General features: G+C 44.0%; 7 protein-coding genes. 1 reads left to right on the top strand and 6 read right to left on the bottom strand.

Annotation, left to right across the window (positions count from 1 at the left end):
- The first annotated feature begins 81 nt into the window (after positions 1-81).
- Positions 82-1,779, top strand: coding sequence for a hypothetical protein (locus AC1XUD_RS07245; protein ID WP_483360308.1), 1,698 nt, complete (start codon positions 82-84; stop codon positions 1,777-1,779).
- Here AC1XUD_RS07245 and AC1XUD_RS07240 read toward each other — a convergent pair.
- The 6 genes from AC1XUD_RS07240 to AC1XUD_RS07215 form a co-directional block, all read right to left on the bottom strand.
- Complete coding sequence (locus tag AC1XUD_RS07240; protein WP_483360307.1) at positions 1,773-4,664, bottom strand: glycosyltransferase family 2 protein; 2,892 nt, start codon at positions 4,662-4,664, stop codon at positions 1,773-1,775. The genes AC1XUD_RS07245 and AC1XUD_RS07240 overlap by 7 nt on opposite strands.
- Positions 4,661-5,974, bottom strand: a complete 1,314-nt coding sequence (locus tag AC1XUD_RS07235) for a glycoside hydrolase family 2 TIM barrel-domain containing protein (RefSeq protein ID WP_483360306.1) — start codon at positions 5,972-5,974, stop codon at positions 4,661-4,663. Before AC1XUD_RS07235 ends, AC1XUD_RS07240 begins: the two co-directional genes overlap by 4 nt.
- 198 nt (positions 5,975-6,172) lie before the next feature.
- Positions 6,173-8,053 carry a M12 family metallo-peptidase gene (locus tag AC1XUD_RS07230; RefSeq protein ID WP_483360305.1) on the bottom strand — a complete coding sequence of 627 codons (1,881 nt, stop codon included), beginning with the start codon at positions 8,051-8,053 and terminating at the stop codon, positions 6,173-6,175.
- Between the two features lie 1,052 nt (positions 8,054-9,105).
- A complete protein-coding gene (locus AC1XUD_RS07225) occupies positions 9,106-10,263 on the bottom strand; it encodes a tail fiber domain-containing protein (protein WP_483360304.1) in 1,158 nt (385 codons plus the stop codon).
- Positions 10,264-10,507: 244 nt separating this feature from the next.
- Entirely contained in the window at positions 10,508-11,485 is a 978-nt protein-coding gene (locus AC1XUD_RS07220; RefSeq protein WP_483360303.1) for a T9SS type A sorting domain-containing protein, read from the bottom strand.
- A 164-nt stretch (positions 11,486-11,649) separates the two neighbouring features.
- Positions 11,650-12,072 (bottom strand): DM13 domain-containing protein, encoded by a 423-nt coding sequence (locus tag AC1XUD_RS07215; protein ID WP_483360302.1) that lies wholly within the window; start codon positions 12,070-12,072, stop codon positions 11,650-11,652.
- Between the last annotated feature and the right edge of the window lie 10 nt (positions 12,073-12,082).

Below are 12,082 nucleotides of genomic sequence, written 5' to 3'. Positions count from 1 at the left end.
ACGGGTAAAGAAAACCTTTATCAACAAACGGTGAATTTCACGCAGCGTAAGTTTAGCATATCTAAAAGGTAAAATCTGCGAATGAGACAAAATGGCCTAATTTCAGTAAGAGGTAAGATAGTTCTTGCGTCAATTATCGTATTTGTAATTGCAGCAACCATATTCATATTCAGGAAAAATACCGCCTATGTTTCGGGCAATTACGGTATTGAAAGCGCTTTCAACGAACCGATACTCGCGATCTATGACCGCTCCCCGGTGTCAAGAGGCCAACTTTCCACTTCCGTAGAACACATTTCGATAGTGTTGGACAAATTCGCAACACGTGATTTCTTCGAGAATCTCGCAAACGGTCTGGAAGGTAAAGGACGGATTCTGCTTACGGTAAAATTATCAGGTAAAGCTGATGGCAGCCTATTGAAGGAAATCAGTTCGGGGGCGTTCGATAGTACATTCAAGCTTCTTTTTGAAACCTTGAAACAACATAAACCTTCCGTTTTAGTGCGGCTAAATCCTGAAATGGAGGTGCCCGTGAAAATTTATCCATGGCAATATCAGTCCTCGCGGGCTTATGCTGATGCGTTCCGCCATTTCGCCCGACTCTGCCGAATATCTGCGCCGACTGTAAGTATTGTATGGGGACCGGCCGGGTATCCGGGAACAGAGGAGTATTATCCTGGAGACGATTTCACAGATGTTGTCAGCATTACACTTGGGACTGAGGCCGAAAAGAAACTGGACGCCTATCCAGCTTACCCTAACATCCAAACAGAGGTAAAGAGGAAACTGCATCGGCTGCGATTCATGGATAAACCTGTGCTGATACTAGGTCAGAGGAAAATGGAGTCTTCGGCTGTCAGGGAAATTGAAAATGGACTTGAACAAATCCGCGCGGAATCCTCAATCATTTATTCGACTGCAAAGGTTGAAAGGGGAAAGAAAATTACCGGGAGAAAACATGACCCGGTCGTAGGCGTATATGACCCAAAGTTACTATTGACGAATTCAGCGTCCGTTAATGTCGAGCATATTTTCATTGACCTTGCCCATGTGCAGAATGGTACTTTCGAAAAGGATTTCAATGCGATAATCCGGCGCAAGCATTCACCTCTCGTCAGCTTCGAACCCTGGAGAGACCAGAAAATGAGGGGAGATACGAATGTGCTGTTAAATACCATCAATGGGGTGTATGACGAAGAATTTCGGGAGCTCAACCGAATTATGAAATCTTCCGGACAGACTGTTTACCTACGTTTTGCACACGAAATGGAGATTCCGATTCATCGATATGCGTGGCAGAGCCAGGATCCGGTGCTCTACATTAAAGCATTCAGATATTTTATGGAATTTGGCGGACGCGATAACAATATTAAACGAATCTGGGGACCAGCCGGAGATCGTGGCTCACTCGAATGGTGGCCAGGCGATGATGCAGTGGATTTCATCAGTATTGCGATTTACGGCCTCCCCGACAAGAACATAACCGATCCAAAAATGCAGGAATCGTTCAGCACAATATACGATCGCAAGTTTCATAGGGTTAGCCTGGTCGGTAAACCTATTTTTATAACCGAATTTGGGGTAAAAGGACCGGAAGATTACAAGCAACAATGGGTTGAAGACGCTGCGGAACTGATCAGAGATCATAACGAAATCGTCGGTGTCAGCTACTTCAACCTCGCTGACAATCCGAAGGCCTGGGGCGACATCCCGGCACCGGACTGGAGCATCAAGCGGGTAACATTTGACAAATTTATTAAAAAATTATCCGGTCAATAACCCGATTGGCTTGACTCAGCGGGTAAAGGGGTATTTAACGGCGACCGGACGATGGTTTTTACTGAATCTCCCTGAATAACATACAAATACAGTTTATGGTAGGATGCATTCTTCGGTATTTGAAGTTTTAGTGAAGGTTCGCTTCCCACATCATGAACTGCGACGGCATTTTCATTCTGGTCTGTCGTGACCAGTTTCCATTCGAAGTGATATAGATCCTTACTCGTGGATGCTAACGCCCACCTTCCATTCTTTCTGACCAATGCGTGATAAGAAAGGGTAATGTCGGGGAATGTTCCTGCTGCTGGTTTTAAGATTTTAATTGGTGCTGTGAAATCCGTGCTTTTATACCTTCCATCGAAATCTTTGATACCGTCGAAGCTGACTCTGTCTGACCAACTTTCGTCTTGCCAGTTCGAAATAAATACCGCATTTTCGGAGGTCCGCTGGTCGCGGCGATTTGCAGGCAGGTAACTGATAAAATAGGGAGCAGGTAATGTCTTTAATTGATTTGTAGATGGGATTTTATCACCGAAAATCAACCCAAACGCATCAATTTCAGGTATGACGTGATTGATTTTGCTCACAACAGAATTTATTTTATCAGAAAATTTTATATCAACTGTTACGGGTCGGCGGGAATCGACCTTTTTGATTTTTAAAATAATTTTCCGCAACCATACCAAGGCCGCCTCCTGTTGTAATGCTAACTCTGGCTGCCTGTAACGAATTGCCAGCGTTTGCATCACATCGTTTCCGAGGTTCCAGGAGACGATCTCTTTATTGTTCTTCAGATCCTGTACGGTATGTAAAATAGTTTCATTCAACTGGTCCAGCTGCTTTTTGTCCCTTTTAAAATCAAGATTATCTGGCAGCCAGAAACCATAATGAACCTGAAAGCCATGTTCTCTTGCAGCTTTCAACACATTGCGGTCGTAGATATTCGGGCCGTAGCGTTTGATCGCATGGATATGCATTGCCTTCATTTCTGCAAAGTCAGTTTCAAGTTCTGCTTTTGTGAAAACATTCAATTTCTTAGGCCAATCCTGTCCCTTCGAATAATTGACACCATTTACCCCTGCAAAAAAGAGGCGTTGTGGTTTGGCGTTTTTAACAATGTTTTCGGCAAAAGAACTATCGGACAGATGTTGTTTTGAAGCAGTACTGTTGAGTAACGTATCGGAGGCAGTTTCGTAAGTTTGGAAGGTTAAATGGTCGGCCCTTGATTCTTCTAAATCCGCCGTTTTTAAGTAAGCCAGAGTTGCAACAACAATCGTCGTGATCATCAATGCCATACTCCGAATGCCAGTATAAATGCGCCGCCTTAGTATCCAGAGACTCCCTTTCAATTCACCAATGAAGTTGGTCAGTTTTTCCAGCCAAAAATACCGACGCTTCCATCGGGCAAAATGTTGCTCTCTACTAGCGGCTATCACAAAAATCATGATGAGGCAGTTGACCGAGGCAAATCCGGCCATCGCAAGACTATAAGGGTTCCAGTCGGTCGATAAACCGAAAGCGATAGCTATCAGCGAAATCAGCAGGATCAGAATATTGGGAATATTCAGGATCCAGTTGTTGTCCTCTGTACCTTCCTTGGGTGTGGGGACATATGGTACCTTCTTTCTAAAAATGGTATAAATCAATCCGGTAAGAAAAACCCACCATGTGCCGATGGTCAATAGTCCGCCAACAGCGTGAAATCCGCGTTCGTCGTCTTCCATGACCCACCATTGTACAAAATGACGGATCAACAGGATCGCGACCATGAGCGGGAGCACGAGCAGCGCAAAGTCCGATATCCTGATATAGACAGGGCTTTTGTTAAAGAAAAGCGCGATCAGTGGAATCAAAAAGTTGATCAGGAAAATCAGTCCTGACGCATAATGAAGTGGTATAGCGGCGTAATGGAGCTTCTGTTTCCAGGTAAATTGGGTGAAAAGCTTAGGATAGGCCGTCACCAACAAATCAAAAACACCCCTAGACCATTTCAACTGCTGCTGATAATATGCTGAAAGGGTCGAAGGAACAAGTCCCCGCGCCAGCACCGTCGGTACATATACTGACTTCCAGTTTTTCGCATGAAGCTGCATGGAGGTATGCATGTCCTCCGCCAGGCCGGCCGCATGTCCGCCGATGGATTCCAGCGCCGTCCGGCGGAATGTACAATTTGCTCCAATCGCCTGCACTGTTCCATATTTATTCATACTCATCATCATGGGCCCATAAAACTGGTATGTTTGCTGGGCTGCACCTTTAGCAATCAGGCTTTCCCGTTGGTTACTATAGGCCTGTACAATCTGGACAAAACCGACTTCGGGGTTGTCGAAATGAGAGACGATCGGATCGAGAAATTCGGGGAAAGGTACATGGTCGGGATCCAGCACGACGCATAGCTCGCCAGTTGACTGACGCAATGCATTATTGATATTACCTGCCTTTGCATCAATTTTTTTTGTACGCGTCATGTGGTATACTCCCAGCCGTTCGCAGAAAGCTTTTAAATACGGGTCGTTGGCCTCGTCGCACAGGTAAGTCTTGTGAGGATAGGTGATGGCCTGAAGCGCAATCAAGGTTTCCTCAATCATTGCGTAGGGCTCACCCGCAACGAATGTGGTAAATATATCAACTGTATAGGTTTTGGTCGAAGCGGGAGTTTTGGGAACGGTAATGTAAAAATAATGTATCCACTCGTGCAATATCTTCAGGCAGGAGAAAACGAATGTGATCATCAAAAGATTATACAAAGGCCCGTTTCCACGGATTTCGGGAGAAAACATGGCCTTGAGAAAAAACCACATCGCCCACAATCCCAGGAAGATCATCAATCGGAGCGTCAGTAGTTCCAGTCTGGTAGGCGGTTTTACAGTGATCACTTTTTTCATTGTCCGACTACATAAAAAGGGGTATTGCAAGAAGCAAATGTGCCGTTATCGGCATAGACCGTGGCGAATAAACGATACGGGCCTTCTTCCTTCGGGGCTGTGATGGTGGCGAGTAGTCCGCCTTCAGAACTAACGACATTTGAAAGCGGGACTAGCCTCTTGGTACTGTTTATATTATCCTTTTTGTACCAGTCTTCGCGGTACATCTGCCACTTGATCTGACTGAATTTGCCTGCTGTTTCGGGTAAGACTATACGCGCACTGGTTACTTCATCAGGGTTGAGGAAAATGTTTTCTCGCGCCCCCTTCTCACTCAAAAGCATATAGCGTATTTCGGGGTACTGTATTTTCGGCATATTGCCTGTCCAGAGAAATTTCATGTTGCTTACAGCCTCGGAGGCTGCACCTGTTTCATCGAACAGACTGAACCAGGTTGGCGTTGTTTCCTGCTTGTTGCCCCAGAAAAAAACCGAGGCTCCCAGAAACCGCGGATCTTCCAGGGGCATAAATTTCTGATATCGTTCCCGCGAAATTTCAGCCTTTTTCCAGCTCGTATCTTCAATATAGGCAGACCATGCTGTTTGCTCAGTGCCATCCCACGGCCCATTAATTCCCCATTCCAGGAGCATATATGGCCCGTCCCAGAACCATGAAAAGTCTTTTAGCTCTTCCCTTAGATCCGGTAGCCGACCAAAAATGTTAAAGGAAATCAGATCGACGTCGCAACGAAGCGTGAGGTTGGCGATATATTTTTTGTTGAAATTTAAGACCGTGGTCGTGACAGGATGATCCGGGTCGTCGTGATGGATCATATCGGTCAGGTCATTAAAAGCATTGTAAAAAGGATGGTAGGCTATCCGGTATGGAAATGTAAGTTCGTTTCCGACGCACCACATCAGGATTGCCGGGTTGTTTTTGTGCTGATTGACCAGCTTCCTGAATGCTTCGAATTGCTGATTGACAAGTACCGGATTCTTGTAAAAATTGAGATCCTCACTATGACGGACAGGCAGCCCAACGATTACAGCTATATGATGGTCATTTGCACTGTCCAGAACAGTCTGTAAGCCTGTGGTATCCCAGATCCGGAGCGTATTGCCACCACAATCTTCCAATGTGCCGAAATGCGAATCTCCACTCGCGCCTTTCATATGAAATGGCTTTCCGTCCCGGTAGAGCGTATATTTTTGATCGTTCTTTTGAATTGAAACCTTTCCGCGCGAAACCTGGCTGTCCTTATCCTGACAGCCAACTAAACTTAAAAAAGCAAGAAATGCCGTGAAAAAGTATAAACGATTAAAAGCAATCACTGGCCGGTAGCAGAGTATTAGGTCTATTGGATGCTAAAAATAGATAGAAATTTTAATTTGACATATGGAAACTTGCAGAATTTATAATAGATATGGATAGAAGTAAATCGTAACCTTTCTCGATATAGCTGTAAATGCTTAGGCATAAAGTCATCCAATTACTTTATTGCGCCTCACTTAGAAGTGTTAAGTGGAATACTATTCGAGGATAATTCTCTTCACGTCAGTTTTTTGTTTTGAGCCATCGCTTGGTACGACGTACAGATAGTAAGTTCCGCGTGGTAGATCAGCTACATTTAATTGTGGTTTGACGCTTGCAGTTTGGACACTCATGTTTGATACCGAGCGAACCATTTTAGAGTTTTCGTTGTAAAGAAAAATCTCTTTTGCAAACACCTCTTTGTTAGAACTGGCATCAAAATCGAAGCTCACAACATCCTTTGCCGGGTTCGGGTAAATATTTACACCGGAATCAGTACATTCCCAGCGATAGTCAATCCTGTTGGACATCGGCGTAGTTCCGCAGGCGTTCGTTACTGTCGCTTGAATAAAATGGCTGTCACCGCAGCTTCCGCCATCCAGTTGCTTCAGGTAGTCTGCGCCGCTTGAGACAAGCTTTCCATCAAGATACCAGTTGTATTGACCATAAGGAACCTCTGTCACCGAGGCAGTTACCTCTCCGGTTGAGTTGGCTTGTCCTGTCAATGATATGGAAGGAAGACCTACGAAGATTTCTTTTGTGATCGTGATCGGCGTACCGCACATATCCATGTTGGCAGTGATTGTTACCAGGCCGATGCCGGATCCTATTCGTTGAGCGACGCCTGTCTGAGGGTTGATAGTTACCATGGACGTATTACTACTGGACCAGCTCACTGACGGCCCCATCAGGTTTGTTCGGAATGTAGTGGTAGAACAAATTGAAGAGTCACCTAATATCCTGAAATTATAATCCGCTGCAAGAAATACATTTTCGTTTGAACTGATATATTCATTGATTTCACCCTTTGAGAAATCGGAATAAACCAATGCTTTATTCAAGCCACTGCACATGAGCGAACTTGTTGTAGAGCCACATCCGGAAGCCGCGTCCTGCGGGTGAGAAGCATTCAGGTTGTGGCCGATTTCGTGCGCAGCCGTGGTATATTCTTTTGCGGTACTGGAGGTAAGGGAATAAGCCTTTGAAGGATTACCGACTGTCCCCTTGTATGCAATACCGAGCGTCAGGCCATCGAGGATTTTTCCTGTGAATAAATGAACTACATCCCTTTTGATATCAGAATGGTTTTTGTTCCAGTAGTTTCTTTCTTCACTTAACAGTGCAGAAGCATCCTCGGCTGTGTAAGGGTCGTTTTTGGTAGCAAAAACATGCTGGTAAGTAACAACGATACGAATGTTAAAAGTACTAAGATAAATGCCGGCGATAATGTTCATATCGTTCAAAATGCGGGCGTTGCTGTTGGCGCGATTTCCCAAATAATACTCGTAATCCGCATCCGTCGCAATTTCCAGGATCCGGCAACTCGCCGAAGCCGGAGCGTTTACTCTTGCATTGGTATTCGCTTTGGCAACTGCTATGCTGATCGGCTCGTTCATTCCGCAGCTTCCGTCGGCAGTATTGACGTCACTGGTATTGAAAACCACGTAACGGTTGTCTGCTTTTGTTTTGGTAAGGTCGGCTAAAGGCTCAATTGCATAGAAACTTCCTTTTCCGTCGCTCACAACTCCCTTGATCTCGGAATCGTCGATGTAAAGTCTCACAAACTGGTTTGGGTCGCCGTTCGCATAACCTGAATATGTATTGCAGGTCATGAGTGCCGTATCGGCCACAGTACCATTATCCGTCGTGATTGCAGCGGAATAGTCAGCGCTTCTTATTTCGTTTTGCTGGATGGTTAGATCCAGAGTGAGGTTATCTGAAACGGGAAGTTGCAATTTCGCACCAAATGGATTCTTTTTAACATACCGGTTGATCTTTGCCGGATCGACGTTTAATACCTTTGAGTTTTTGATCATACCGTTCAAGTGCTGTAACTCTTTCGTGGAGAGTTTCACATCGACAAAGTTCGGAGAGATCATTTGAGCGCAAACAGTGTTGCAAAAAATAACGAGGATAATTAATAAGTGTTTCATAATGCTGTTGACATATGATAGAGTAGGGTGGAAATAAACATTGTTAATTGAAGGACATATTTTTACTATTCAGCGGTTTTGCCCCTGTGTTACCTAAAAATTAAGTTCTTCTACAAATGCGGTTTTTTTTAAATAATTGGTGTGTTTTGTTCGATTCGAAAACAAGTAGCACAACAGAATTTAATTTCCAATGAATTTTTCGACTTTTTTTATCAAAATCTGTACAATTCTACCTCCTCGTAGAAGTATTTATCTTGCTGATAACTAGTCTTTTATGTGAGATACTTAAGGATAACTTCATACAACTAAGATGACGTACGAAAAGGTGCGTATTCTACACGATCGAGTCTGTAAACCACATAAAAACATCTGTTTTTTAAGGGTTTTTTCAATTAAAAGCAAAAAATATTGCTACCTATAAACGCTACCGCCAAATACTATTTGGATGGCCTTTTAATTACTCAGGAAATGCGTAGTTTGAAAAGTAATATCAATACTAAAACTTGTTGAACTTTAAGCTGTATACGTTTAAATCATTTCGTAAAAACCGACTCATACGGCAGCTATAATTTATCCGTAATATTTCACATTCCACGTTGATAATAGTTCTATGTTTTCTTGTAGGATTTCCTTAGGTGTGGGGCTTGTGCCGGGATTGGCTGAGTTTTTGGCAGGTTTTGAAGATAATATACCCCATCTGAAATTGAGAGTTTTTACAAAAATGGAAAGAAAGAGTTTTGATATTGATGAGTTGAGTTGCTCTTACCTTCGAGAAAAAGCAGCAGCTTGGACAGGGGCTTGACACGGGGAAGGAACAGAGAATGAGCCTGGGGGTATAGAAAAGGCCTCCAAATAGTTGGAAGCCTTTTCTGATTAATGTTCTCAAAGAATAATTTAAATCCACTCCTTCCTGTGTATTTAACACCAGAAATCGTGACGTTTTGCGCAGGGTCGGCTATACGGTCAGCCTCCGATATGCTTTTTCATTAATTTGCCCCTTATTTCGATAACTTTGAAATGGTTCCGGAGGCCATGAATGTTGAAAGTTGTTGTTCAAATTGCAGCATTCTCACTTTCAGTGACTCGGTTTCTGCTTTCATGGACGCCTCTGCTTGTTTCAGGTTTTTGTTCTCTGCTTTTAAAGCTTCCACTTCTTTGATTAAAGCCTGGATTGCAATCAGGTTTACGCCATCAAAATCAGCCTGATTAATAGACTTATCTTCTCCGATTACCCCCAATTCGTCATGACCGAAGGCTGAAAAAAAGTCCTGAGCCATTGGGCCGTAATGACGGTATCTTTTCACGTCCTGCCCCTTATAGTTCCAGCTTCCCAGGCGCATCCGGCTGATCTTTTTAAGAAACAGCGCCCCATCGGTAGTACGAAAGTTTTCTTTCCGTGCTGAGTCGGATATCACCGACCATGCATTGGCGTTGGGATCGAGCTGTACTCCGGATGGGAAGTTGTCCTGCCGACCGCTTCCGGTATACAAAAAATAGCCACCTGCAAAATGCATCATCATCTGGTTATTAGCTGTGGTACTGTAATAGGTACCCAAACTACTGCTGGCATCACCCAAAATAAATGAACCTATATGTTCTGCATAAACAGAAGAACCCATAGCCGTTGAATAATCCCCGCTTGCATTTGAATGAATACCGAAGGCAGTTGAAAAATCCCCGCTCGCTCGGGCGTAAAATCCCATAGCCGTTGAGTACTCCCCGCTTGCTTGCGTGTGATATCCCATAGCCGTTGAAAAGTCCTCGCTTGCTTGCGTGTAAAATCCCAGAGCAGTTGAAAACCCACCGCTTGCTTGCGTGGAGAATCCCATAGCCGTTGAATACCCACCGTTAGCTTTGGTATCAGCACCACTGGCAAAGGAATAAAGGCCAACGTTCGCTTTGTCCCAATTAGTATATGTGTTTGCGGTATTAGAGATCCCGCCGGCCCGAAAAGCACCGTTGCTTGCATACCAGATCATTTTTGGTGAAGTCCTCGGAGTCTCTGATTGTACACCTGCGGTATCGGCTCCAAATAGCACTGTTTTTCCGTCCAGAACGTTTAAAAAAGCTTTGGGTTCTGTTAAACCTATTCCTACCTGGGCATATAGACTGGTAGAAATCGCGATGAAAAGCGAGGAAAGTAGGGTTTGCTTCATAGTTTTTATCAAAAGTGAACGGATAAAGTTGTATATCCTGGATTGTTATTGTTACGAATGTCGGTGTTACCTTCTTACACTTACCCTTTGGCCAATTTTAATGCATAGCTACTAGCGGCCCAGCCTGCAGTGAAGTAAGGAGCAGCATGATCAATGCTGCCGGATGATTGAATGACTTAAGACGCATTTCAACCTGAAGATATGCTGTATCTAAATTTTCATTCACGAGTCAAGTTCAAATAAGTTATTGTTTGATCACTTTGACTGCTGCTGTGCTTCCATCGTTCAAAAGCAGTTGTACCACATATAGACCGGCAGAAAAATCTTTCATATTGATTTCTTTGGCCAGAGGTTTTTTGTGAAACTCTAAAAGCGTGTTTCCCTGCGCGCTTAAAAGTTTGACAGCAGCAATGTTTTCCCAGTGATCCATGCTGATCCTGAATTTCTCAACGGCGGGATTGGGATAAAGGGAAACCTGGTAAGATTGCTCAAAATAAAGCTCACGGATCGTGCTGTAAGCATACGACTGATTTCTGTCCACCATTTTTAACCGGTAGTAGTTAGCACCGCCTGATGGAGAATCATGCGGGAAGCCATAGTTTATCAAACCACTGCTTTGATAAGCGGCGGTTATCCTTGAAAGCGTGTTCCAGTCCCTGGCATTTTTACTATATTCCACATCAAAGTAATCGCTGTTAGATTCGGAGGTGGTTGACCAGTTCAGAATGGCAGCCGATCCTTCCTTTTTAACTGTAAATTTTAGCAGCGTGACTGGAAGAGCACCAGGCTGTGCTGCTGTTACGGCACTAAATGTAGCCGGACCTAGCAGATCACTGTAAATGTAATGCATGGTGGTATTGACCACACTGCCAGCTACGGTAACCGGTGCTGCGTTTTGGTAAACTACCTCCAGCATTGTTTCAGTGTTCCCATTAAGCTCTGAGGTACGATAAAACTGTCCGAGCCGGCCCACAAAAGTAATTGGTGAATCAAAAGTGTAGACACGTGCAATACTGGGAGGACTTCCCGGTAGAGCAGTTGGAGAGATTGTCAGGGTCTTGTTCTCGATATTGAAAGCGGCCGTTGGCCGGAATGTGAGCCCATCGATAGATACATCCGTACCTGCGGAAGTATAAAAGCCCTCTGTACCTGCGGTAAATTGGGCCTTGGCATTAAAAGAACATAACAAGGCCAGCTGGCATAAGAGTAAATAATGTTTCATAAACGTTGACTTAAATAACCATAATGATGGAGGGATACGTAAATAATACTAGGGGCTAAAGATATGACTTTATAGAAATGACTTTATGATTAAAAACAATTTCTGTTCTACACTTTACAAAATATTTGTTACCCGGTAAAATCTAAGCAGATACGCCGATTCCTTTATTCTCCCAATAATGCGGATCCAAACAAGTGATTGAATTGCTGGCAGTGGATTAGCGCATATTTGTATTTGCCAAAATCCGGAGTTCCGCTTATTGGATATACCTGCGTACCACTGATGGATCTTAATGAGCCAAGATCTATAAAATCTTTGGGAGTAGCTTCTTTTGACAGGTAAACGTGCAGGTCGGGGCCGTTGCTGGTCATGAAGTTGTCGAGTACCAGGCTGTATTTTCCTTCCAGCATTACGATTTTGGCATTTCCTGTAACCGATTCCCCCGCTGTGGATGAGAATTTACCTGTTCCGGTTATTACGGCCAGGCTATCTACTTTTTCGGTAATAGGTTCAACAGGTGTGTTTTCCTCCCGCTTGCAGGCAGCGATGATCATTGTGAACATCAGGACATAAACGAAGTTTTTCATGACTTTGGAT

Source organism: Dyadobacter sp. HNCC25DJ184 (assembly GCF_056895215.1).
This window is presented reverse-complemented; position numbering and strand designations above follow the sequence as displayed.

Coding starts and splice junctions, on each gene's coding strand:
- AC1XUD_RS07245 (WP_483360308.1), top strand. CDS start 82: ATGAGACAAAATGGCCTAATTTCAGTAAGAGGTAAGATAGTTCTTGCG.
- AC1XUD_RS07240 (WP_483360307.1), bottom strand. CDS start 4,664: ATGAAAAAAGTGATCACTGTAAAACCGCCTACCAGACTGGAACTACTG.
- AC1XUD_RS07230 (WP_483360305.1), bottom strand. CDS start 8,053: ATGATCTCTCCGAACTTTGTCGATGTGAAACTCTCCACGAAAGAGTTA.
- AC1XUD_RS07225 (WP_483360304.1), bottom strand. CDS start 10,263: ATGAAGCAAACCCTACTTTCCTCGCTTTTCATCGCGATTTCTACCAGT.
- AC1XUD_RS07220 (WP_483360303.1), bottom strand. CDS start 11,485: ATGAAACATTATTTACTCTTATGCCAGCTGGCCTTGTTATGTTCTTTT.
- AC1XUD_RS07215 (WP_483360302.1), bottom strand. CDS start 12,072: ATGAAAAACTTCGTTTATGTCCTGATGTTCACAATGATCATCGCTGCC.